This is a genomic window from Atopobacter sp. AH10 (genome assembly GCF_003664595.1).
In the GTDB taxonomy this organism is placed as follows: Bacteria; Bacillota; Bacilli; order Lactobacillales; family Aerococcaceae; genus Atopobacter.
The window spans coordinates 1-24,605 of record NZ_QXPZ01000003.1 but is presented as its reverse complement, the minus strand read 5'-3'; the positions used below and the strand labels follow the sequence as shown (position 1 = coordinate 24,605).

18 protein-coding genes and 1 pseudogene are annotated in these 24,605 nt (G+C 39.0%); 4 read left to right on the top strand and 15 right to left on the bottom strand.

Annotated elements, in window-relative coordinates:
- Positions 1–36: 36 nt before the first annotated feature.
- From purD to pdhA, 12 genes are all read right to left on the bottom strand, one after another.
- Entirely contained in the window at positions 37–1,296 is a 1,260-nt protein-coding gene (gene purD, locus D3H64_RS01380; RefSeq protein WP_121564104.1) for a phosphoribosylamine--glycine ligase, read from the bottom strand.
- 23 nt (positions 1,297–1,319) lie between these two features.
- On the bottom strand, positions 1,320–2,891 hold the full coding sequence (gene purH, locus D3H64_RS01375) for a bifunctional phosphoribosylaminoimidazolecarboxamide formyltransferase/IMP cyclohydrolase (RefSeq protein ID WP_121564102.1): 1,572 nt from the start codon (positions 2,889–2,891) through the stop codon (positions 1,320–1,322).
- A 12-nt stretch (positions 2,892–2,903) separates the two neighbouring features.
- Positions 2,904–3,467, bottom strand: a complete 564-nt coding sequence (gene purN, locus D3H64_RS01370) for a phosphoribosylglycinamide formyltransferase (protein ID WP_121564100.1) — start codon at positions 3,465–3,467, stop codon at positions 2,904–2,906.
- A complete protein-coding gene (gene purM, locus D3H64_RS01365; RefSeq protein WP_121564195.1) occupies positions 3,467–4,507 on the bottom strand; it encodes a phosphoribosylformylglycinamidine cyclo-ligase in 1,041 nt (346 codons plus the stop codon). Before purM ends, purN begins: the two co-directional genes overlap by 1 nt.
- 1 nt (position 4,508) lies before the next feature.
- Positions 4,509–6,053 carry an amidophosphoribosyltransferase gene (purF, locus tag D3H64_RS01360; RefSeq protein WP_121564098.1) on the bottom strand — a complete coding sequence of 515 codons (1,545 nt, stop codon included), beginning with the start codon at positions 6,051–6,053 and terminating at the stop codon, positions 4,509–4,511.
- The gene (purL, locus tag D3H64_RS01355; RefSeq protein WP_121564096.1) at positions 6,035–8,251 is read right to left on the bottom strand and encodes a phosphoribosylformylglycinamidine synthase subunit PurL; all 2,217 of its coding nucleotides are present in this window, start codon (positions 8,249–8,251) and stop codon (positions 6,035–6,037) included. The genes purF and purL overlap by 19 nt, the downstream gene beginning before the upstream one ends.
- A 14-nt stretch (positions 8,252–8,265) precedes the next feature.
- Positions 8,266–8,949: a phosphoribosylformylglycinamidine synthase subunit PurQ gene (gene purQ, locus D3H64_RS01350; protein ID WP_121564094.1), complete on the bottom strand. Its 684-nt coding sequence runs from the start codon at positions 8,947–8,949 to the stop codon at positions 8,266–8,268.
- Between the two features lie 2 nt (positions 8,950–8,951).
- Positions 8,952–9,200, bottom strand: a complete 249-nt coding sequence (purS, locus tag D3H64_RS01345) for a phosphoribosylformylglycinamidine synthase subunit PurS (protein WP_121564092.1) — start codon at positions 9,198–9,200, stop codon at positions 8,952–8,954.
- A gap of 563 nt (positions 9,201–9,763) precedes the next feature.
- Positions 9,764–11,170, bottom strand: coding sequence for a dihydrolipoyl dehydrogenase (gene lpdA / locus D3H64_RS01340; protein ID WP_121564090.1), 1,407 nt, complete (start codon positions 11,168–11,170; stop codon positions 9,764–9,766).
- 9 nt (positions 11,171–11,179) lie between these two features.
- Positions 11,180–12,529 (bottom strand): dihydrolipoamide acetyltransferase family protein, encoded by a 1,350-nt coding sequence (locus tag D3H64_RS01335; RefSeq protein ID WP_121564088.1) that lies wholly within the window; start codon positions 12,527–12,529, stop codon positions 11,180–11,182.
- A gap of 17 nt (positions 12,530–12,546) precedes the next feature.
- Positions 12,547–13,527, bottom strand: coding sequence for an alpha-ketoacid dehydrogenase subunit beta (locus D3H64_RS01330; RefSeq protein ID WP_121564086.1), 981 nt, complete (start codon positions 13,525–13,527; stop codon positions 12,547–12,549).
- A 2-nt stretch (positions 13,528–13,529) separates the two neighbouring features.
- The gene (gene pdhA, locus D3H64_RS01325; protein WP_121564084.1) at positions 13,530–14,636 is read right to left on the bottom strand and encodes a pyruvate dehydrogenase (acetyl-transferring) E1 component subunit alpha; all 1,107 of its coding nucleotides are present in this window, start codon (positions 14,634–14,636) and stop codon (positions 13,530–13,532) included.
- Positions 14,637–15,105: 469 nt separating this feature from the next.
- Between pdhA and def the strand changes: the two genes are divergently transcribed.
- The 3 genes from def (at position 15,106) to rnjA (ending at position 17,997) form a co-directional block, all read left to right on the top strand.
- Positions 15,106–15,657, top strand: a complete 552-nt coding sequence (gene def / locus D3H64_RS01320) for a peptide deformylase (protein ID WP_121564082.1) — start codon at positions 15,106–15,108, stop codon at positions 15,655–15,657.
- Between the two features lie 437 nt (positions 15,658–16,094).
- A complete protein-coding gene (locus tag D3H64_RS01315) occupies positions 16,095–16,319 on the top strand; it encodes a DNA-directed RNA polymerase subunit epsilon (RefSeq protein WP_121564080.1) in 225 nt (74 codons plus the stop codon).
- Positions 16,309–17,997 (top strand): ribonuclease J1, encoded by a 1,689-nt coding sequence (rnjA, locus tag D3H64_RS01310; RefSeq protein WP_121564078.1) that lies wholly within the window; start codon positions 16,309–16,311, stop codon positions 17,995–17,997. The genes D3H64_RS01315 and rnjA overlap by 11 nt, the downstream gene beginning before the upstream one ends.
- Before the next feature lie 197 nt (positions 17,998–18,194).
- Here rnjA and D3H64_RS01305 read toward each other — a convergent pair whose 3' ends face one another.
- From D3H64_RS01305 to D3H64_RS01295, 3 genes are all read right to left on the bottom strand, one after another.
- A complete protein-coding gene (locus tag D3H64_RS01305; RefSeq protein ID WP_121564076.1) occupies positions 18,195–19,634 on the bottom strand; it encodes an APC family permease in 1,440 nt (479 codons plus the stop codon).
- 788 nt (positions 19,635–20,422) lie between these two features.
- A complete protein-coding gene (locus D3H64_RS01300; protein ID WP_121564074.1) occupies positions 20,423–21,862 on the bottom strand; it encodes an APC family permease in 1,440 nt (479 codons plus the stop codon).
- Between the two features lie 636 nt (positions 21,863–22,498).
- Positions 22,499–23,938, bottom strand: coding sequence for an amino acid permease (locus tag D3H64_RS01295; protein WP_121564072.1), 1,440 nt, complete (start codon positions 23,936–23,938; stop codon positions 22,499–22,501).
- Between the two features lie 318 nt (positions 23,939–24,256).
- On the opposite strand from D3H64_RS01295, the pseudogene D3H64_RS01290 reads away from it, so the two are divergent.
- A pseudogene (locus D3H64_RS01290) lies at positions 24,257–24,605 on the top strand (IS21 family transposase); the annotation flags it as partial.

The following is a 24,605-nucleotide window of genomic DNA, read 5'->3' as shown; positions in this document are numbered from 1 at the left end:
TCTTTTTGAATCAATCAAACTGCTTATCAACTTATTCTAGTCTTTTATAAAAGCTTTGCCTATATCCTTCCGATAGTAGCAATCTGTTGCATCAATAGACTTTATCTCATCATAAGCTACTTTAATAGCTTGAGATAAATCTTTACCACGTCCAGTCGCCATTAAAATTCTCCCGCCAGCACTCTTATAATGCTCCTCTGTCGCTTTTTCTTCCTGAGTCACCCCGGCAAAATAAATTGAGGATTTATGACACTTTGTAATATCTATAGGCAAGCCCTTTTTATAAGTTGACGGATAACCTGCCGCCGCTAAAACAACTCCAGCTACCCATTCATCTGAAAATTCAGCAATGACTTCCTTTTTCGCTAGGTGGGCTTCTAACAAATCAACAAAATCATTTTTCAATCGTTGTAATATCACCTGTGTTTCAGGATCACCAAAACGGGCATTAAACTCGATTACTTTCGGCCCTTCTTTCGTTAGAATTAAGCCTGTATAAAGGACACCTGTATAAGGGCAACCCATTTTAACCATTTGTTTAGCAACTGGCCCTACAATTTTTTCAACCACTTGATCACATAAACTTTGATCCACAAAAGGCACTGGAGAAAAAGCTCCCATCCCTCCAGTATTCGGTCCCTTGTCGTTATCATAAATCCTTTTATAGTCCCTGGCAACGGTCAAAGGAATTACTTTTTCACCATTTACTAAGGAAAAATGGGAAAATTCTTCTCCTTCTAAAAATTCTTCCAACAAAAGGGAATGGCCTGCTGAAAGAGATTCTTTAACAATTTTCTTGGCTTCCTCTACATCAGAAACTATAGAAACCCCTTTACCTGCTGCCAAGGCATCTTCTTTAATCACATATGGCGGGGTCAATTGATCTATTTCCTCTAAGGCAGCTAGCAAATCTCCCGGTTTAAAGTAATGATGACGACCGGTTTTTACTCCAGCAGCCTCCATGACTTCTTTAGCAAATTGTTTAGAGCTTTCTAGTCTTGCTGCTGATTTTGTTGGACCAACAACGGCCAATCCTTCTTTTTCGAAAGAGTCCACCACACCTTTAACCAAAGCCTGCTCTGGGCCTACAAAAGTTAAATCTATTTTTTCTTGCTTGGCCAAATCTAGCAATCCTTCTACATCATCTACCGCAAGAGATCGAGTAGAAATTTTTCCCTCTATCATTCCTGGATTACCTGGAACAACAAGGACACTAGCTACCTGAGTACTCTTAGCAAAGGCTCTTGCAATGGCATGTTCTCTTCCACCAGAACCCACTACTAAAATATTCTTCATCTTTGCGTCCTCCTTGATATTTATTAGTGACGGAAGTGCCGATAGCCATTCTTCACCATTGGAATACCTAATTCATTACAAGCTAGAACAGAATCTTTGTCCCTTATAGATCCCCCAGGTTGCACAATAGCCTCTACTCCATATTGAGCTGCCAAGCGCACCGTATCATCCATTGGGAAGAAAGCATCACTAGCCATAACCATGTGAGCACGGTCCTCTTCTTCTTTTTCTTGACTTTGATCTAAAGCAATCTTAGCTGCCCCCACACGATTCATTTGGCCAGCCCCAATCCCCAGAGTCATATGTGCATTAGCTATGACTATCGCATTGCTTTTCACATGTTTAGCTACTCGATTGGCAAAGTGTAAGGCTTTTATTTGGTCTTCACTTGGAGCTAATTCAGTCATGACTTGGTAATCTTCAGGAAGATCTCTAACTGTATCACGGCTTTGGGCTAATAAGCCACCTAGGATAGAAACATATTCCTTGTCTTGGTCTAAAGCTTTAACCGGTAATGGTAAGGTTAAAAGACGAATATTTTTCTTCTTCTTTAAAATCTCTAGAGCTTCTGGCGTAAATTCTGGAGCAATCACCATTTCGATAAAGATTCTATGAATTTTTTCAGCTAGAGTTTTTTCAACAGGTCTATTAAAGGCTAAAATACCCCCGAAAATAGAAACTGGATCAGCCCGATGGCAACGATCAAAAGCTTGATTGATGTCTTTACCAATCCCTACACCACATGGGTTCATGTGTTTCAAAGCCACTGCACAAGTTTCTTCAAATTCACTAATCAGCCGAATAGCCGCATCTGCATCCTTCAAATTGTTGTAAGAGAGAGCTTTCCCGTGCAATTGTTTGGCTTGAGGAATCCCAATAATAGGTGAATTTTCAATCTTATATAAACTTGCTGCTTGTTGGCTATTTTCCCCATAACGCATTTCTTGCTCAAATTCGTAGGTTAAGGTCAAATCTTTCGAGTGGAATTCTTCAAAATCACCGAAGCCTTCTAAAGCCTTAGCTAAATGATCATGAATTAATCCATCATAATGACTGGTTTGAGCAAAGACTTTCTTAGCTAAATAAGCTCGAAAAGCTAAAGAAGTTGCCCCATCTTCTTTAAACTGACGGATCGCTTCTTTATAGTCTTGTGGATCAGTCAAGACTGTCACATCTCGATAATTCTTCGCTGCGGCACGAAGGATGGTTGGCCCTCCAATATCAATTTGTTCAATGGCTTCTTCTAGGCTGACCCCATCTTGTTGAATCGTTTCCTTAAAAGGATATAAATTAACCACCACTACATCAATATAGGCTAAGTCATGTTCGTTAATAGCCTGTCTATGAGAGGCTAAATCACGCCTAGCTAAAATCCCACCGTGGATCTTAGGATGAAGTGTTTTTACCCGTCCATCCATCATTTCTGGAAATCCTGTAAAATCTTCTACCTTAGTCGCATCAATCCCTGCTTCTACTAAGGCTTTATAAGTTCCACCAGTTGATAAAAGGGTTAAGCCGCTTGCCAGCAAGCCCTTAGCTATTTCCAAAATTCCCGTCTTATCCGATACACTCAGTAAGGCATAGTGTTTTGTCATGTCATCTTCCTCCTATTGTCTTTCTTGGCAAAAGCGGTCGATGGCTTCTGGATAGAGGCGGTGTTCAATTTGATGGATCCGCTCTTCCAATTCTTCCAAAGTCCATTCTGGATCTACATCAAGAGCCTCTTGACTCAAAATAGGCCCCGTATCGATGCCTTCATCGACTAAATGAACCGTCACACCAGTTCGGCTCGCACCTGCTTTATAAGCATCTTCAATCGCCGACTTACCCTTGAAAAGAGGTAAGAGGGCAGGATGCACATTGATTATCTTATTGGGATAAGCTTCTAAAAAGCTTTTACCTACTATACGCATATATCCTGCTAGGACAAGCACTTCTGCTTTCATTGATTGGCACCAAGCTACAATAGCTTCTTCCCATTCGAGGCGACTATCATAAGACTTCCGCTCAAATACAGCAGTCGGCACTCCTAATTTTTCAGCTCTTTCCAAAGCTTTAGCTTGCGCTTGATCACTAGCCAATCCTACCACTTGGTAAGATCTCCCCTTTTGCGCTTGGATTAAAGCCTCAGCGTTCGTTCCGTTGCCAGAAGCTAGAATAACCACACGCATTATAAAATCTTCCCTTCTTTATGCAGTCGAATAGCTGGTTTTAGACCTTCTCTATTTGCTAGCACACGTCCGACTATAAGGCCATCTTTGACCTCAGATAAGACATTTTCTACATGTTCCTCTGCTAGCGCAAGAACCATTCCGATCCCCATATTAAAGACTTGATACATTTGATCGTCCGGAATTTGACCTACTTCTTGCATAAAGTCAAAAATTTCAGGTCTCTTGATCTCATCAACAGTTATATCAGCCAATAAATGATCCGGTAAAATTCTAGGGACATTTTCCACAAAGCCCCCACCTGTAATATGAGCAATCCCATGAATCCAGCCTTTCTTGATTAAAGGCAGGACTTCTTCGACATAAATACGTGTTGGAGTTAACAAAGCTTCTTCTAGGGTTTGACCAGAGCTTAAACGATGGTTTTTATCTAGCTTCGCTTTTTTAAACAGCACATCTCTCACCAAGGAAAAGCCATTAGAGTGGACACCAGAACTTGGCAAGCCAATCAATACATCCCCTTCTTTTACCTTTTCAGGAATAAGTAACTGACTTTTTTCAGCGATTCCTACGCAAAAACCCGCCATATCGAATTCATCTTCATTGTATACATCTGGCATTTCTGCGGTTTCTCCACCGATCAAGGCAGCATGAGATTGTACACAACCTTCTGCAATCCCTTTGACTAATTGTTCAATCTTTTCTGGATGGTTTTTCCCAACAGCCAAATAGTCTAGGAAGAAAAGTGGTTCAGCCCCTTGCGCTAAGACATCATTAACACACATGGCAACGCAGTCAATTCCAATCTCATCTAGAGTATCTGCTTCTTGAGCTAAAATAATTTTAGTTCCTACACCATCCGTACCAGATACCAAAACGGGTTCTTTATAACCTTTAGGCAGTTCAAACAAACCACCGAAGCCCCCTAAGCCCGCTAAAACACCTGCACGTTTTGTCCGTTCAATGTGCTTTCCCATTCTTTTTACTGCTTCATATCCTGCAGTAACATCTACGCCTGCTGCCGCATAACGATTTTCCACATCAGTCATCGACATTTTCTCCTTTCAACACCCGCTTTTGAAGTGGGGTTAGTTGCCCTTTCAAACGTTCTTCATAGTCACACAATGGTGCAGGATAATCACCAGTGAAGACATCTGTACATAAACCACGATGAGGCGCATCAAAGTGAAGTCCAATCCCTTCGATCAAGCCTTCTACCGTCATAAAACCTAAACTGTCACAGCCTAGTATTTGACACATTTCATCTACCGTATGATTAGCTGCCATCAACTCCGAACTAGTCGACAAGTCAATCCCATAAAAGTTAGGGAAACGCAATGGTGGGCTAGAAATACGCAAATGAATCTCTCTTGCCCCAGCTTCTTTTAACAATTTGATCAAGCGCTTAGAAGTTGTTCCACGTACGATAGAATCATCTACAAGGACAATCGACTTGCCTTCAACCACCCCTTTAACCGCAGACAGTTTACGTTTTACCCCTTGCTCACGCAATTCTTGTGTCGGTTGGATAAAGGTTCTTTGAATGTATTGGTTTTTGATCAAACCTAATTCGTAAGGCAAACCAGATTCTTCGGCATATCCCGTAGCTGCAGATAAAGAGGAGTTTGGAACGCCAATAACCATATCAGCCTGTTTACAAGGTCTCTCTTTAGCTAATACCCGTCCTAAATTTTTACGAGCTGAATGCACATTTATCCCAGCAATATCACTATCTGGACGTGCAAAATAGATGAATTCCATGGATTCCAAGGCTATTTGCGTCTTATCTGTATATTGGTGGATAGTTAACCCATCTTTATTAATCACCACATAATTCCCAGCGTGCACATTTCGGACAAACTTAGCCCCCATAGCATGAAAAGCACAGGTTTCACTTGATAGAACATAGGCTCCATTAGCCAATTGCCCTACCGCTAATGGGCGGAAAGAATTAGGATCCACAACACCAATAAGCTCTTCATCTGTTAAGATCAAGAAATTAAAGCCCCCACGAATTTGATTCAAGGCTTCCTCCAGTCTTTCATGGAAGCTTGGTCGGTGACTCGTACGAATTAAGTGAACCAAAACTTCTGAATCTGAATCAGAATGAAAAACTGACCCATTCTCTTCTAGTTTCTTCCGCAAACTTCTAGCATTGGTTAAATTCCCATTATGAGCTAACGAAATGGTTTGGTCATGAAAATGAAATAAAAATGGTTGAACATTTGTCACCGAGCTGGAAGATCCTGACGTAGAATAACGCACATGACCAATTCCTCGATTCCCCTTTAAGCCATTTAGCTTTGCTGGATCTTTAAAAACTTGTGCTAAAAGCCCATTGCCTTTGTAATGGTAAAAGTCGCCATTTTCATTAGAAGTCGTAATCCCTGCCCCTTCTTGTCCCCTATGTTGAAGGGCATGCAAGCCAAAATAAACTAATTGATTGGCATTTTGATGACCGAAAACACCAAATATACCGCATTCTTCATGTAGAGACCCCGAGCAATCATCACGTTTTTCCTCTCTATCTGTCCAGTAATTTTCACTCAGGCAAGTTTGTTCATCATTTAATGGTTCAACAACCATGGCAACACCTCATTATATGAACGCTCGATACGACGAACGTTAATTTCTTCTAATCCTTCAGCTGTTTCAATAGATAATTTGTCATCGATCGTCACTTCACCTAATAGGCTGTAGGCAATATTTTGACAGTGTTCTTCAAATTTAGCTTGATTTTCTTTAGATACGGTCACTAAGAAACGAGAGCCTTCTTCACTAAAGAGTTGAGCTTTTGTCAGATCAGTTTTCAAGTTTGCAGAATATTTCGTATTAAAGCACATTTCTAACAAGGCAACGATTAGACCACCTTCAGATAAGTCGTGGCAAGAACTTAATAAATTCGCTAAATTAGCCTCATACACAGCTGTTTGATTGGCCACTTCTTCGTCTAAATCAAATTGAATCGCCCCATAAATACGACCTTCTTGCAACTTTTGAATTTGACTAGCAGAATAAGCTCCTTCTGTCTTACCGATAAGATACAACAAGTCACCCTCTGCTTTGAATTTATTTACTAAGAGATTGTCTATATCTTGAATTAAACCAACCATCCCAATTGTTGGCGTTGGATAAATAGCCCCATTTTGATTTTCATTATAAAGAGAGACATTCCCTGAAATAACAGGAGCTTCTAAAGCTCGACAAGCATCAGAAATCCCTTTAGCTGAATGCCACAATTCATAATAAATTTCTGGATCCTCAGGGTTACCGAAATTCAAGCAATCTGTGATCGCCAAAGGTTTCCCACCTGTAGCTACAATGTTTCTAGCCGCTTCTGCAACTGCCATTTGGCCACCCTTGTAAGGGTCAAGATAGATATAGCGAGCGTTACAGTCAGTCGTCATCGCTAAAGCTTTACGAGTCCCACGCACACGTAAAACAGCTGCATCACTACCAGGCCCAACCACTGTATTAGTCCGAACCATTGAGTCATAAGTTTGGTAAAGAGATTTTTTGGAGACCATTTCAGGCATATGGAAAAGTTCATCTAAAGCTTCTTCTAAATTCTCAACTTTTGGTAGGAAAGCTTCTTTTTCTTCTCCTCTTAAATGTTGAGGTAAAGTCATTTCACGATCATAAACCGGAGCTTCTTCTGCTAAAGAATGCACAGGAATATCTACTACTAATTCTCCATGTTGATAAATAGTGTAACGGTTCCCTTCCACTACTTTACCGATAGTGACAGCATCTAAATCATATGAAGCAAAGAGTTCACGTACTTCTTCTTCATAACCTTTATTAACACAGATCAACATCCGTTCTTGAGATTCTGAAAGAAGGATTTCATATGGCGTCATCCCTGTTTCTCTTTGTGGCACATGGTCAAGATTTAACTCCACACCAGAATTCGCTTTAGAAGCCATTTCAGAAGAAGATGAAACTAAACCTGCAGCCCCCATATCTTGTATACCTACCAAGGCTTCTTGATGGTTTTCTATCAAATCCAGGCATGCTTCCATCAACAATTTTTCCATGAAAGGATCCCCTACTTGAATAGCAGAACGTTGCCCTTGATTTTCTTCAGAAAATTCTGCAGAAGCAAAGGTAGCCCCATGAATCCCATCACGACCAGTTTTGGCTCCTACATACATGATCGAATTACCAAGCCCCTTAGCTTGCCCCTTTTGAATATTCTTATGATCAATTAAGCCCACACACATCGCATTCACTAATGGGTTACCCTCGTAAGAAGGGTCAAAACAAGTTTCTCCTCCTACAGTAGGAATACCGATGCAGTTCCCATAACCGCCAATCCCATCTACCACGCCATTCACAATATAACGGGTATGAGGATTGTCCAGTTCGCCGAATCTCAAAGAATCTAACATAGCAATAGGACGAGCGCCCATGGAAAAGATGTCACGGATAATCCCTCCGACACCGGTAGCTGCCCCTTCATAAGGTTCTACAGCAGATGGGTGATTATGACTTTCCATTTTAAATACAACAGCCTGCTCATCTCCTATATCAACAATACCTGCACCTTCACCAGGTCCTTGAAGAACTTGAGGCCCTTCAGTGTAAAATTGTCGCAAGACTTTTTTAGAATTTTTATAGGAGCAGTGTTCACTCCACATCACAGAGAAAACCCCAGTTTCCGTATAGTTTGGTAAGCGGTCAAGAATCTCACAAATCTTGTCGTATTCAAAATCTTGCAAGCCCCATTCACGATAAGCCTTGCTTTCCTTCATTTCTTCAGCTGTCATTGCTTGTAAGGTCATTTTTCCACCCTTTCTTAAAGCTCAGATCCGTCTTGTATATGCTCTTTTAGCGAACGGAATAACTTTATACCATCTACAAAACCAAGAATCGCTTCAACTGCACGTTCTGGATGAGGCATCATACCCAAAACATTTCCTTTTTCATTAACAATCCCAGCAATATTAGCCTTAGAGCCATTAGGATTATCTGATTCAGGATAAGTGAAGACAATTTGATGATTGGCCTTTAATTTTTCCAATGTTTCATCATCACAATAATAATTACCTTCAGCATGTGCGATAGGTAAGATAATTTCTTCCCCTTCTGTATAACGAGATGTAAAAATAGTCGAGGCATTTTCTACTTTCAAGCGTTGGGGTTTGCAAATGAATTGTAAGTTCTCATTGTGATGCAAAGCACCTGGTAGCAAGCCAGCTTCCGTCAAAATTTGAAATCCATTACAGGTACCAAAAACGGGCACCCCTTCTTCAGCTTTCTCTTTAACGACTTGCATGACAGGAGCAAAACGAGCAATAGCTCCTGAGCGAAGGTAATCCCCATAGGAGAAACCACCTGGTATTAAGATAGCATCATAATCATCTAGAGACTTAGCACGGTAATCCACATAATCCACTTCTTCTTTAAGGACAGAATGAATGGCTTCATACAAATCCACATCACAATTGGATCCCGGAAAGACAATAACTGCAAATTTCAACCTTATACCTCCTCAACGGTGTAACGGTAGCTTTCCATCGTCACATTAGCCAAAAGCTTATCAGAAATTTCATCAATTGTTTTTTCAACATGTGCTGGATCATTATCATCAACTAAAATTTCAATATATTTTCCTAAACGGACATTTTGAACAGTATCATAATTCATTTGGTGAACAGCTTTTTTAATAGCTTCCCCCTTAGGATCCAAAATTGATTCCTTATAAGTGACATAAACTTTAGCTAAATACATGGCTCTCTCCTTTTCTTTTACCGCTTGTTATTTGCCTTTCATTAACAAGTCCCTCTTAGGTGAAAAAGCAATTTACGAACTATAGTATCTAAAATACATGTTTCCGTTCGTTATTTAGTGCTCTTATAGCGAAAAAAAAGAGGAGTATTTGCTAAAGATCGGCAATTCATCTTTTCTGTAATTTGACTTTACCATGTATCTATTTCCTTTTCAATCTTTTTTGCGAACATTTTTTGATTAGCAATCTATAATTGTTCGTGATTTACTCATTTTAAAGAGCTTTTGTTCGGTAATTAGTCCTTAATAAACGGATTTTAGTTTTTCAAGATGCAAAAGTCGAACTATTTTTATTTTTTTAAGAAAAATAGCCTATATACCGAACATTATTTTTTTGCTTAAAAACAGCAAAAAAACAACCCCAAAAAATCCAAACAAATGTCGAACTTTTTGAGGTCATAAAGAAATTCTTTAATCATCTAGAAAGAGCTCTTTCTGACATAGAAACATTAGACAGGTGTAGTCAATCTGACATTCTCAAGACAAAACTCCTGCATCAAATGTGATTAAACATGAATTGGACGTCCTAAAGCTAGTTCAGCTGCATCCATAACTGTTTCTGAAATAGATGGATGTGAGTGGATGGTTAAAGCAATATCCTCTGCATTCATCCCTGCTTCAATCGCCAAGCCTAATTCAGCCAAAACATCACTAGCAGAAACGCCAACTATTTGCGCCCCAACTAGGACTTGATCCACTTCACGTGTCACCAATTTAACGAAACCATCCGTTTGGTTCAGTGAAAGGGCCCGGCCATTACCTGCTAGTGGGAATTTAGAAGCTTTCACCTTCATACCTTTTTCTTTAGCTTCTGCTTCGGTTAAACCCACACTAGCCAATTCCGGATCTGTAAAAGCAACAGCAGGCATCCCAATGTAGTCTACAGCCACTTTTTCTCCGGCAATAGCCTCAGCTGCAATCTTCCCTTCGTAACTTGCCTTATGCGCTAGGGCAGCACCTGGGACAATATCACCAATAGCATAGATGTGATCTAAGTTAGTCTTGCCTTGCGCATCAACTTTGACCAAACCTTTTTCTGTCATTTCAACACCGATAACATCTAATCCCATTTCATCGGTATTTGGTTTCCGTCCAACGGATACAAGAACATAATCCGCTTCAATACTTTCTTCTTTCCCTTTAACTTCATAACTAATCGTCACATGGTCATCACTTTGTATAGCCTTCTTAGCCATTGCCTGAGTGATCACCTTAATTCCCTTCTTCTTAAAGGATTTTTCGACAACTTTCACCATATCTTTTTCGAAGGAAGGCAAAATTTGTTTGGAACCTTCTAGAATGGTTACTTCTGAACCTAAGTTAGCATAAGCACATCCTAATTCAGTTCCAACAACTCCCCCGCCAATCACCACAAATCGTTTAGGAATTTCCTTAAAATTCAAGGCGCCTGTAGAGTCAACAACCCGACCTCCAAAAGCAAATCCTGGAATTTCAATTGGACGTGAGCCAGTTGCTATAATGGCATGGTTAAAAGTATAGGTTTGAGCCGATTCTTCTTGCATCACCCGTAAAGTCCGGTCATCAACAAAGAAGGCTTCTCCTCGTAAAATCTCGATTTTATTCTTTTTCAAGAGAAATTCGATACCGGAAGTTAATTTCTTAACAACTTGATTATCTTTCCAGTCTTGCGTTTTTGTAAAATCGATTTTCACATCGCTTGCGCTAATGCCCATAAAATCAGAATGTTGTGCTTGATTGAAATGATGTCCAGCAGAAATCAAGGCCTTAGAAGGAATACAGCCAACATTCAAGCACACGCCACCAATTTTATTTTTCTCGACAATCGCCACCTTTTGACCGGTTTGAGCCGCTCTTATGGCAGCTACATACCCACCAGGCCCAGAGCCAATAACAACTGTATCTAACTCAATGGCAAAATCTCCAACAACCATTTTGACACCTTACCCTTCCATTAATAATAATTCCGGATCAGCCAATAGACGTTTGAGTTCATTCATTGCTTTTTGAGCAGTCGCCCCATCAACAATACGGTGGTCAAAGCTCAATGATAATTTTAACACACGCCCAACAACAATGTTACCCTTTTCATCAACAACAGGTTCTTGTGCAATAGTTCCCATCCCTAAAATAGCTACTTCAGGGTAATTGATGATTGGCGTAAAGAAGGCACCTCTTGCAGATCCAATATTGGAGATAGTGATAGTTCCATTAGACATTTGATCACGGTCTAACTTACCGTCATGAGCTAACTGAGCTAAGTGATTAATTTCATCAGCAATAGCAAACATACTCTTGCTATTCGCATTCTTTACATTTGGTACAAAGAGGCCTGCTGGAGTATCCGTTGCAATACCGATGTTATAGTAGTCTTTATAAACAATTTCTTCATTCACATCATCAATCGATGCATTCAAAATTGGGAATTTCTTCACTGTCGCAACCAGAGCTTTCACCACATAAGGCAAGAAAGTCAACTTAATTCCTTGCTCAAGCGCCACATCCTTAAATCTCTTTCTGTGCTCCCAGAGTTTAGATACTTCTACTTGATCAAACAAGGTGACATGAGGCGCTGTATGTTTACTATTGACCATAGCTTCAGAAATCAAACGACGCATCTTAGACAACTTTTCTCTTCTTTCAAGTTCTGGACTAAGAGAAACATATGCCTGTTTCTCAACTCTACTAGTCACACTTGCTGATGGAACAAGATCAGCTTCTTTATTAGCTTCTGGCACTGGAGCAAGAACTTTAGAAGCATTTGAAGCATAGGAGTCAATATCTTCACGTGTCACATGCCCATTTTTACCACTTGGTGTAACCAAATGAATATTAACCCCTTTTTCTCTAGCATACTGACGAACACTTGGCATAGCTAGAACACGTTTATTTGGATCAGACGGATCAAGAGCAGGTTGAGCTTCTTCAACTGCCACTGTTTCACTAGTGCTTGAAATCGGACTATCTAAAGTCTCCTCTACAACTTCTCTAGCAGGAGAGGATTTTTCTACCGATGTCCCATCAGCCGCCGCAACTCCTCCATCTAACTCAGGATCGCCTGTTTCAATTTCAATAATCACATCGCCTACACGAGCAACTGTTCCTTCTTCAACATTCACTTTGACGACTTTCCCTGTGACTGGAGATGGAATTTCTTCTACAGATTTATCATTTTGCACTTCAACTAAGGTGTCATCTTCTTGAATAGTATCACCTACTGAAACGTCAATTTTAACAATTTCACCTTCAGCGATCCCTTCGCCTATATCTGGTAATTTAAATTGAAAAGCCATTTCGTCTTTATCCTCCTCTATTCAAACGCCACTATTTCACGGACTTTTTCCTCAATGTCTTTTGCATTTGGCAACCAGTCACTTTCTGCTTGACCAAATGGGAAAACTGTATCCGGAGCAGAAACTCTCCCAATAGGAGCTTCTAAAGATAAAATAGCTCGTTCACTTATTTCAGATACTACATTAGCTCCTACACCAGCTTGTCGTTGAGCTTCTTGAACAACGACAACACGGCCAGTTTTTTCAACACTAGAAATAATCGTTTCAATATCAAGAGGCGCTACTGTTCTCAAATCAATAACTTCAACAGAGATACCCTCTTTTTCAAGCTTTTCAGCTGCTTTCAAAGCCTCACGCACCATATAACCATAAGTAATGACAGACACATCTTTTCCTTCTCGACTAACAGCTGCCTTCCCTAGAGGAACTGTGTATTCTTCTTCAGGGACTTCTTCTCGGAAAGAACGATAAAGCTTCATGTGTTCCAAGAAAATAACCGGATCATTATCACGGATAGAGGAAATCAAAAGTCCCTTGGCATCATATGGATTACTTGGGATAACCACTTTCAAACCAGGACATTGAGCAACTAATCCTTCTAAATTGTCGGAGTGCAATTCCGGAGTATGAACACCTCCACCAAATGGCGCACGAACCGTAATTGGCATTTGACGAGTATTGCCCATCCGATAACGTATACGAGACATTTGACCTGCAATAGAATCCATCACTTCAAATACAAAACCGAAGAATTGGATTTCTGGAACAGGACGGAAACCTTCAAGCGCCAAACCAATAGACAAGCCACCGATGCCAGATTCAGCCAAAGGAGTATTGAAGACTCTATCTTCTCCATATTTTTCTTGCAATCCTTGAGTGGCACGGAAAACCCCGCCATTTTTCCCAACATCTTCACCAAAAATAAGAACTTTTTCATCCTTACCGAGCTCGATTTTCAACGCATCAGTAATGGCTTGAATCATGGTCATATTTGCCATAGTTACTTGCCCTCCTTCGCTTCATAACGTGCAATTTGCTCTTTTATTGTCGCTGGTGCTTCTTCATACATACTCTTTAAGAAAGTCGATACTTTTTGTTTCGGTTCAGCATCAGCGGCTTTGATGGCAACTTTAACTTCTTCCTTCGTTCGTTCGATAACTTCTTGTTCTTTTTCTTCGCTCCATAAACCCTTGGCCGTTAAGAAGCGACGGAAACGATCAATAGGATCCTTTGCCATCCAAGCCTCTAATTCTTCTTGTGGACGATAAATTTTAGGATCATCCCCGGAAAGTGTATGTTGGGCATAACGATAGCACAGCGTTTCAATCAAAACAGGTCCATTCCCATGAACAGCAAATTCACGCGCTTTCTTCGTCACCGCATAAACCGCTAAAGGATCCATTCCATCCACTTGTATTCCTGGAATACCAGCTGCTACAGCTTTTTGTGCCAAAGTAGTGGCAGCAGTTTGAAGAGAACGTGGGGTAGAAATAGCCCAACCATTATTTTGAACAAAGAAGATAGCCGGTGCATGGAAGGCTCCAGCAAAGTTAATGCCTTCGTAAAAATCCCCCTGACTCGTTCCGCCATCACCAGTATAAGTAACCACAACATTAGGGCGTCCATTTTTCTTAATGCCAAGAGCAACTCCTGCAGCCTGTACATATTGAGCCCCAATAATAATTTGAGGTGGTAGAGCATGAAGGTCTTTTGGATATTCATTACCTTTTTGATGGCCTCTAGACCACAAAAACGCTTGATAAAGTGGTAAACCATGTTTTACCAATTGAGGGACATCGCGGTAGCCCGGCAACAGCACATCATCTTTTTCAATCGCTTTAATAGAAGCCAACTGACTAGCTTCTTGCCCATAAGTTGGAGCATAAAAGCCAAGACGACCTTGCCGATTCAAAGCGTTACAACGCTCATGTAAAGTACGGGACCAAACCATGTCACTCATTAAGTCAACCAATTCCTCATCAGACAGTTCTGGCATAAGATCTGGACGAACTATTTCCCCTTCTTCATTCAAAATTTGAAGCATTTCAAAATTGCTATTGTCTGCCTTGAGCAAATCCTCAATGGCTATTAGTTTTTCCTTCGCCATATTATCCACTTTCCTCTCATCTCTTCATTAGCTAACAATAAACAGTTGTTTCGAATCTGTTACATTTTTCTTTATCCGTACTAAAAGTATCATGTTCCACGCTAGAATGCAAGGGAATCTAATTGGAATTAGATTTATTTCACTTTCTACTTTGTGTAATCGTTTCACAAGTTTACATTTCAACAAATTTTCAATAGGTAAACTTTGTGAATTTATTAACGATAGAGGTTAAAAATCTCTATGTTTCGCCTTGTTAGGATTTTGTCACAGATCTTTTTATTGTGTTACACTTGTGAAAGGAATCTCAAGTTTTCAAACAAGCGTTTCACTTTTAAACAAATCTCAAAGATGAAGCTGATCTCATTGGCTTGCAATTATTTTCTGCTATAATGGGAAAAGGTATAAATCAATTGGATGAAGATCTTTCGATCTCTATTTTTAAATTTCACAGCAAAGGATGATGATACTAATGATTACAATGGATAATATTGTTCGAGAAGGCAACGACGTCTTGCGTCAAAGAGGCAAAGAATTAACTTTTCCGCTAAGCGATGACCTACTCCAATTAGCAGAAGATATGATGATTTATTTAAAAAATAGCCAAGATGAAGAAATCGCTAAAAAGTACGGTTTACGTGCAGGTGTGGGTTTAGCTGCACCACAAGTCGGCCATTCTATTCGTTTAATTGCCGTTCACGTGCCTGAAGAAGATCCTAAAGACTCCATGAGCATGCTAATGGTTAATCCGAAAATTTTAAGTGAATCTGTTCAAAAAATCGCTCTGCCTGGAGAGGGTTGCCTTTCCGTTGACCGTGAATGCCCTGGATATGTCCCTAGAGCAAAAAAGATTACGGTTCGCTATCAAGATTTAGAAGGCAATTCCCACAAACTTAAGCTATCTGGTTACCATGCGATTGTGGTTCAACACGAAATCGATCACATTAATGGCATCCTCTTCTACGATCGCATCAACGAAGAAGATCCATTTGCTAAGCCAAATGGTTTAGAGATTATTCAGTAATTTAAAAAAATGGCGAGCCTTACAAAGGGAGATAGTCTTTACTCTCTCAAGAAGGCTCGCTTTCTTCTCTAAAGAAGCTACTAACTTCCCTTAGACAAGTATCTCAATCCCGATTGGGCTATCCATTAACTTATCTACCTGAACGGGCATCCCATAATGAACTATAGCTAGCTACTTTCTAATGCACTGAGGAAGAGATACTTATTCAGTTATCATAAGCTAGTCACTAATCTAACTCTATCAACACGGCTAGTCCTTTATAATGTCCCATTTAAAAGACATAAGATAGCAAACTATACTTCTCTTTTTCTAATCCGTTTTCTTTAACAGCTGGCTTTTTCAATTGGCTAATTTATGGTAAACTATATGCGACCTATTGCCCTCGTGGCACTATAAAGACTATAAATAGATAAAAAAACAAAAGGAGTTATCAGTCTATGATTTATAAAGTACTATACCAAACAACAACTACTCAAGTACCGCAACGTGAAACTACAGAATCCCTATACATTGAAGCCAACTCTGTTCGAGAGGTCCGGGAACTTCTCGACCAACATACTTCTTATCTGGTGGAATATATTCAAGAACTAGATGAAAAACACCTTGCTTACGAAAAAAATCAACCTGGCTTTGCCCTAACGGAGTTCTCAAATGAAGGTTAATTTAAAAAATAACGAAACTGGGGTTTTCGGGATTGGCGGTCTAGGTGAGATCGGCAAAAACTCTTATGGCGTTCAATTTCAAGATGAAATTATCTTAATGGACTGTGGAGTAAAATTCCCTGAAGATGATCTCCTTGGGATAGATTATGTTATTCCAGATTATTCTTATCTAGTTGCTAATCAATCCAAAATCAAGGGGCTATTCATCTCCCATGGTCACGAAGATCACATCGGCGGTATTCCTTTCCTTTTAAAAGAAATCAATGTACCGATTTACGCTACAAAAATTGCTCTTTCTTTAATTCGTAACAAATTAGAAGAGCACGGCCTTTTAAGAGATGCTGAACTACATGAAATTACTGATGATTCCGTCATCAAATTCCGCAAAACTTCTGTTTCTTTCTACCTAACCACTCACTCTATTCCTGATTCTTTAGGAATCGTCGTCAAGACCCCTTCAGGAACCATTGTTTTTACTGGAGATTACAAATTTGATTTAACCCCTGTTGGCCGACCAGCTGATTTACATAAAATGGCTAGAATAGGTGAAGAAGGGGTAACTTTGCTCCTTGCTGACTCTACTAACTCAGAAGTTCCAGGTTTTACAAAGAGTGAACAAGTTGTTTTCCAATCCATACGAAATATCATTAAGAAAACTGAAGGAAGGATCATCTTTGCAACCTTCGCTTCGAACGTCTCTCGTTTAGCCATGGTAACTGAAGTCGCTCAAGAAGTAGGTCGAAAATTAGCTGTTTTCGGTCGTTCAATGGAAACAGCATTTAAAACCGCTCGTGAACTAGGCTATATCAAAGCAAAAGACAGCGACTTTATTAAGCAAAACGAACTCAATCGCTACCCTGATGAGAAGGTTCTGATTTTATGTACCGGCTCTCAAGGTGAGCAAATGGCTGCTCTAAGCCGAATTGCCAACGGAACTCACCGTCAAGTTACTATCCAACCCGGTGACACTGTAGTATTCTCCAGTTCAGCTATCCCAGGTAATACCGTCAGCATTAACCGTGTGATCAATCTTTTATCCGAAGCTGGCGCCCACGTGATTCATGGGAAAGTCAATAATATCCATACATCAGGGCACGGTAGCCAAGAAGAACAAAAACTTATGCTCCGCTTAATGCAACCGAAGTACTTTATGCCTGTCCACGGTGAATACCGGATGTTGAAAATCCAAGCCAACATGGCTGAAAGCGTCGGTATACCAAGAGAAAATAGTTTTATCATGTCCAACGGGGATGTTTTAGCTATTACACAAAATTCCGCCCGTTTAGCAGGATCCTTCTCTGGAGGAGATGTCTATGTTGATGGTAAGGGAATCGGTGATATTGGTAATATCGTCCTCAGAGACCGTAAAATTCTATCCGAGCATGGTATGGTCGTAGTGGTCTCTACCATCGACTACGAAAGCAAACAACTCTTAGCTGGACCTGATATTATTTCTCGTGGTTTCATCTATATGAGAGAATCAGGCGACTTGTTAAAAGATGCCCAAACGATCACAAGAAATGAAATTCTAAAGCAACTCAACGGAGATAAAAAGGTAACTGAACGCTCACTAAGAAGTGCGATCATCGATGTTCTAGGACCATATCTATACGACCGTACAGAACGTCGACCAATCATCTTGCCAGTCCTCTTATCTGTTGATGAAGCAGATAACTAGTCTAAACAGAGCGATTCTGCCACAGTTTCTTTTTGAATAATTTATTATGAAAAATGCTCTTCTTTAGAAGAGCATTTTTTTGTTAAAAAGCCACCCCCAATAAAGAGGATGGCTGTCATAAACTGTAAAGATAAGCGCTTTTTCGGCTATAACAATTTATCATTAATCACTGCAAAGCTTTTATATTTATCCCCCTATTAACGATTCCTTGATTCTAGTTTGGCATCTTCTGCTTTTCTGATCTTCGGGAAGATTAAGCCTAGACCAAAGAGAACGACAGGTGTAATGATATTTAATCCTAGTTGGAAAGGATCGTCGGAATACATCCCCATTAGCGTGCAGGCAGCCGTTACCAACAGCATCCATATAGCAATAGCGATCCCCAAACGATTATTGTGGGTCATAACGAAACTTCTTGGATATTTTTCAGAATTTTTCTTAAGAAGAATGTAGGCATAGAATATCCATAAATAACGACAAGGTTCGATAATGGAATTTAATTTAACGAGTTGCTTTAAGACTGTAGCTGCACCTGGAACGGTCATCTGAGCGATAATAATACTCGAACACAAGGCAACGATTAACTTAATTCCATTGACGTAAGAGCCATGTTTATTTTGCTTTAATAATTTTCTTGGAATGTATTTAGATGCATTTGGATCATCTAAGAGCATCCGTAATGGAGCATCGATCGATATAACCATTACTGAACACAAACCAATTAAACAGCTAAAGGCATAAATAATCATAAACAAGTTGCCTACTCCATAATATTGACCTAATTTTTGGAAAGCCCAATAAGTCCCGTTAGCGAAATAGGAGTCAAAATTAGCATTGACTTCAGCCGGATCATAAATCATCCCTAAAGCAATTGTCCCAAAGACAGCACAGACAACCACCATAACAACAGCAAAGATCATTGATTTAGGGAATTCTTTTGCTGGATCCCCTTTCATATCATTGATATAAGGAGAAACTTTTTCAATCCCCCCAACCGCAAAGACTAAAATAGACAGATTGGACAAAGTTTTCCAAGTTAATTTAGGCATTAAGCCTGATAAAGTCAAATCAACATGCAAATATCCTCCATTAGGATTAATGACAGGAGCTGCAAACATAAGAACAAAGAAGAGAATGGATAGGACAAAACAGCTCGTCCCTGCTAAAGAACTTAAGCTCTTTAAAGGATTAATCCCTTTAGAAGCTACCCAACAGAAAAGTAATAGGACACATAAGGTCGTCGCTTGGACGATAGGCGCTGGAATAGAGTCATAAAATTCAGCGTTTTTAAAAATAATCCAAGATAAGGTCTTCAAGCCTCCCGAACCCATACTGGCAATATAGGTAATATGGACAGCCCAATACATCCATCCGGAATAATAAGCTAATTTATCATTAGTTGTTCGTTGAACCCATGTCGTCACACCACCTCCACTATCTTTAAAAGCTGACCCCAATTCCCCACACATTAATGCATAGGGGGTTAAATAGAAAGCAAACATGAATAGCCATAAAATAATGACTTTTACACCATCAAAAAACATATAGCCATTTGCAACATTCCCAAAGCCCCATAGACACGAAAAGCACATAAAAGCAAGAACCACCCAGGTAATCTTCTTCGTTTCCTTTTCCATAAGTCTCCTCCTATAAACTAAAGCGCTTTCTTTACTATATAATCCCATATTCATAAACATTTCTCAATATGATATAGTAGATCTAACTAAACTCTTACTTTAGCTGATTTCAGACTTTCACCTTTCTTATATAGCCCTAGCCTTCCATTTCAAATTCACTTATATAGCTTTGAATTTTCGAATTATATCTAAACAACTTTTAAAAAGCTCTCCTTTAGTTATTTTATTCTACATTATTTTATAAAAGCGCTTAAACATCTTATAAAAAAGCTTACCTAAAGGGACTAATTCTCCAATTAATATAAATTATTAGCAGTTCCTTCTCACTTAATTAATATCTTTGCACTAGTCCTATCGATTTCATATCTTATTATTGATTCTACTATTCCTATTTATAGGAGATCTATCTTGCCATTTTTTTGAACAAAATGAACATTTAAATAGAATCGTCATGGATTGCCCATTTCCTAACTTCCCCTCTGCATCTTGCATCTACCATAATGGCTTTCAAGTAGCTTAATCCAGTGTTTTATGGCAAAACAATGTCCTTATGTCTTATGCTCATGAGAATATTCTTTTTTATAAGATAGGCTAAGCTTTATCTTCCATTTCCAGATCCCAAAATTACCGACTGCCTTCTTTAAGTCGCTCAACTATTCCAAAATCCATTAACATCCTATGTAAAAAAGGAGAGCCGATTCACTCGACTCCCCTCTAGACTCAATTAGCTTTATTTCACTAGTAGAAAGACTATTCTTTCCTTCATTCTCTTCATTTCATTGACTGCTTTATTTTTCTATTTGCGCTAATTTTTTATCCTCTGCCCTTCTCATCATAGGGAATATTAGACCAAGGCCGAAAAGAACAATTGGGGTCACAATATTCAAGCCCATTTGGAATGGATCTTCAGAGTATACCCCCATCAAAGTACAAGATAGTGTCACCAAACCCATCCACCAAGCAATCAAAATAGCAATCTTATCATTCTTTACCATCATGAATTTCCGTGGATATTTTTCAGAGTGCTTTCTTAAAAGAATATAGGCATAGAAAATCCATAAATAACGGAATGGTTCAATAATAGAATTAAGTTTTGTCAATTGTTTCAATACTGTAGCTGCCCCAGGTACAAAGATTTGTGAAATGATAATAGTTGAACATAGGACGATAATCAATTTAATCCCATTAATATATGAGCCATACTTATTTTTTTTCAACAATTTTCTTGGTATATAGCGAGAAGCATTAGGGTCATCTAAAAGCATCCGTAAAGGAGAATCTATTGACATCACTAAAGTAGAACTTAAACCTACTAAACCACTCATGGCATAAATAATGAGGAAGAGGTTACCAAGTCCGTAATATTGTCCTAACTTTTGAAAAGCCCAATATGTCCCATTAGCAAAATAGGAATCAAAGTTAGCATTCACTTTTGCTGGATCATACATCATTCCCAAAGCAATGGTTCCAAATACCGCCGTTACAACTACCATCCCTACAGCAAACAACATCGATTTAGGGAATTCTTTGGCTGGATCCCCTTCCATATCATTAATATAAGGAGACACTTTTTCCATACCTCCAACTGCAAAAACCAAAATAGACAGGTTGGATAAGGTCTTCAAAGTAAATTTAGGCATTAAGGCTGACCAGCTTAAATCCACATGAAGTAAACCGGCATGTGGATTTATCACTGGTGCGGCAAACATGAGGAGGATGAACATAATCGACATCACAAAGCAGCAGGTCCCTGCAATAGAGCTCAAACGTTTCAAAGGATTCAAGCCCCTAGAAGCTACAAAACAGAAGGTCAATAGAACACATAGAGTAGTACATTGTACAATAGTCGATGGAATAGAGTCGTACTTTTCAGCATTTTGAAAAACAATCCAAGATAATGATTTCAAGGCTCCAGAACCCATCCCAGCGATATAAGTTATATGAACTGCCCAGTACATCCAACCAGCATAGTAAGCATACTTATCATTACTTGTTTTTTGTACCCAACTCGTCACACCACCACCGCTATCTTTAAAGGCAGACCCTAGTTCGCCTACCATAAAAGCGTACGGGAATAAGTAAAAGACAAACATGAATAACCACAAAACAATAACTTGTGTCCCGTTGAAGAAAACGTAGCCGTTTTTGACATTACCGAAACTCCATAAGATCGAGAAACACATAAACGCCAAAACCAACGAAGTAATTTTCTTACTATCTTTTTTCATAATCTCCCTCCTAGATATTGAATATTTTCTTAACTATATGTTCTCATATCAGTTAAGCGTTTTCAATATCATATATTAGATCTAATCTACATTTTAACCAAACTTCCATTCGCCTTAAGTTTTTTTATAGTCTACTTATTTTTCTTATCTTTCCAATTGTTTCCCTCTTTATGGCAACAACTTCATACGGCTTTTATCGTTTTTCTGTCCATAAATTGAAATCCTTTTATTTTATTCATTACCTTTCTCTTATATAGGAAGTTCTTATTAACTTTTTTGATCTATTATTTATAAATAGATGTATTTTATTCATAACTGAGATAACTTTTGTGCTATTTTATTTCATAGATCAAGTTACTTATGCCTGACTTATATCTTATCAAATAAATATAGATTAGATGACTCGACAATAATCTCTCCATCTTAGGACTCCATAAATGAATTTTCAAAAAGAAATCTTATCAAGCTTCCACTCTTTAAACTACTTGGACTTTAAAATACGATCTAATAACCAAAAAAGACTAGCCTCGATTAGGCTAGTCTTTTTTTAAACAATACTTCCCTTTTTAAGTAAGCGCTTTTGCTTATATCATGAGCTTGTAGTCACCTACAGCCTTAATAGCTTATCCATTCCTACTAAGCTTCTATATGCCCTTCTTTTTCATCTTCCTTCTTTCTAATCATAGGGAAGATGATCCCTAAGCCAAAGAGCACGATTGGCGTAATGATATTAAGACCCAATTGGAATGGATCTTCAGAATACATCCCAAGCAAGGTACAAGCTAATGTGACTGTAAACATCCAAATAGCAATAGTTATACCTAGTTTGTCACTCTTCACGAAGACATATTCACGAGGATATTTTTCAGAATGCATACGTAAGAGGAAATAAGCAAAGAAAATCCATAAATAACGGAATGGTTCGATAATGGAGTTCAGCTTAGTTAATTGTTTAATAACTGTTGCCGCACCAGGCACAAAAATTTGTGCCACAATAATGGTCGAACACAAGGCAATAATCAACCAAATCCCATTAATAAAAGCACCATATTTATTCTTCTTCAAGAGTTTCTTAGGGATATAACGAGAAGAATCAGGATCGTCTAATAGCATACGTAACGGTGCATCAATTGAAAGAACCAATACCGCAAATTGTCCGATCAAATTGCAAATAGCATAAATGATCAAGAATAAGTTGCCTACACCATAATATTGCCCCAATTTTTGGAAAGCCCAGTAAGCCCCGTTGGCTAAATAAGAATCAAAATTGGCATTAATTTCTGCTGGATCGAACATCATGCCCATAGCAACCGTCCCAAACACGGCACAGACAACCACCATTGCTGCAGCAAACATCATGGATTTAGGAAATTCCCGAGCTGGATTCCCTTCCATCTTATTAATATATGGAGATACTTTTTCAATCCCACCAACTGCAAAGACCAAAATGGATAGATTGGATAAAGTATGTAAAGTCATCTTAGGCATTAGAGCAGATAAGCTAAGATCTACATGCAGGTAGCCCCCATTAGGATTAATGACGGGTGCAGCAAACATCATAACGAAAAAGAGAATAGACATCACAAACATACTTGTCCCTGCAATGGAGCTTAAATTTTTCAATGGGTTTAACCCTCTAGAAGCTACCCAACAGAAGAATAAAAATACCCCAAGAGTTAAGGTTTGTACGATAGGTCCAGGAATGGAATCATAAAATTCGGCATTTTGGAAAATGATCCAAGAGAGTGCTTTTAAGCCACCTGACCCCTTACTAGCAATGTATGAAATATGAACAGCCCAATAAGTCCAACCTGCATAGTAAGCGAGTTTAGCAGATGAGGTTTTTTGTACCCAGCTCGATACACCACCACCTGATTCTTTAAATGCCGATCCTAGTTCACCCACCATGAAAGCATAAGGAATGAGATAAAAAACAAACATGAATAACCATAAAACAATGACTTGAGTCCCATTGAAGAAAATATAGCCGTTAGCTACGTTACCAAATCCCCACAGTGTACAAAAACACATAAAGGCCAGCACAAGCCAACTGATTTTTTTATTATTCTTTTCCATAAGCTCCCTCCTAAACTTAGCATCACACCAAAAACAAAAGCGCTTTCACGTTTATATAATTGCATATTCATACAAATAATGCAATAAGAACTAAGCTATCTCATTAAACTTTTATATTGATATGACAAGTCTTTTGACGTTTTTATATATAAATAGAGCTATTTTTATGGCATTTTGATTCTTTTTGCTGTATTTGGTAAACTAAAAATCAGCCAAGTGGCAATTAAAAATCCAGCCGCTTGACCAACAAAAGAGTCCACTGCCACCCCTAATACGATATCCTTTTAGTATACGACCACTGAAAGGATGGAATTAGAGGTGTTAACAGTGAACCAAATTTATGATATACGATTGATGCACGACATGGAAGGGAAAAGTATCAGAAGCATTGCCAGGGAGACTGGTTTCGATCGCGCCACAATTAGTAAATATGTCAATCAGGAAGATTTTAGCCCTGATGTTCCGATTAAACAGAAGCGAAGTCGCAAAACAGATCCCTATCGAGCACTTGTTAAACAATGGCTCCTAGACGATTTTAAAGCCCCCAGGAAGCAAAGACATACCGCTCAAAGAGTCTATGATCGACTCCTTGAACTCCACAAACAAGGAGATTTGGTCTTAAAGGCTTCACCTAGGACCATTCGCTCTTTAGTGGCTGAATTAAGAG

Coding starts and splice junctions, on each gene's coding strand:
- purD (WP_121564104.1), bottom strand. CDS start 1,296: ATGAAGAATATTTTAGTAGTGGGTTCTGGTGGAAGAGAACATGCCATT.
- purH (WP_121564102.1), bottom strand. CDS start 2,891: ATGACAAAACACTATGCCTTACTGAGTGTATCGGATAAGACGGGAATT.
- purN (WP_121564100.1), bottom strand. CDS start 3,467: ATGCGTGTGGTTATTCTAGCTTCTGGCAACGGAACGAACGCTGAGGCT.
- purF (WP_121564098.1), bottom strand. CDS start 6,053: ATGGTTGTTGAACCATTAAATGATGAACAAACTTGCCTGAGTGAAAAT.
- purL (WP_121564096.1), bottom strand. CDS start 8,251: ATGACCTTACAAGCAATGACAGCTGAAGAAATGAAGGAAAGCAAGGCT.
- purS (WP_121564092.1), bottom strand. CDS start 9,200: ATGTATTTAGCTAAAGTTTATGTCACTTATAAGGAATCAATTTTGGAT.
- lpdA (WP_121564090.1), bottom strand. CDS start 11,170: ATGGTTGTTGGAGATTTTGCCATTGAGTTAGATACAGTTGTTATTGGC.
- D3H64_RS01335 (WP_121564088.1), bottom strand. CDS start 12,529: ATGGCTTTTCAATTTAAATTACCAGATATAGGCGAAGGGATCGCTGAA.
- D3H64_RS01330 (WP_121564086.1), bottom strand. CDS start 13,527: ATGGCAAATATGACCATGATTCAAGCCATTACTGATGCGTTGAAAATC.
- pdhA (WP_121564084.1), bottom strand. CDS start 14,636: ATGGCGAAGGAAAAACTAATAGCCATTGAGGATTTGCTCAAGGCAGAC.
- def (WP_121564082.1), top strand. CDS start 15,106: ATGATTACAATGGATAATATTGTTCGAGAAGGCAACGACGTCTTGCGT.
- D3H64_RS01315 (WP_121564080.1), top strand. CDS start 16,095: ATGATTTATAAAGTACTATACCAAACAACAACTACTCAAGTACCGCAA.
- rnjA (WP_121564078.1), top strand. CDS start 16,309: ATGAAGGTTAATTTAAAAAATAACGAAACTGGGGTTTTCGGGATTGGC.
- D3H64_RS01305 (WP_121564076.1), bottom strand. CDS start 19,634: ATGGAAAAGGAAACGAAGAAGATTACCTGGGTGGTTCTTGCTTTTATG.
- D3H64_RS01300 (WP_121564074.1), bottom strand. CDS start 21,862: ATGAAAAAAGATAGTAAGAAAATTACTTCGTTGGTTTTGGCGTTTATG.
- D3H64_RS01295 (WP_121564072.1), bottom strand. CDS start 23,938: ATGGAAAAGAATAATAAAAAAATCAGTTGGCTTGTGCTGGCCTTTATG.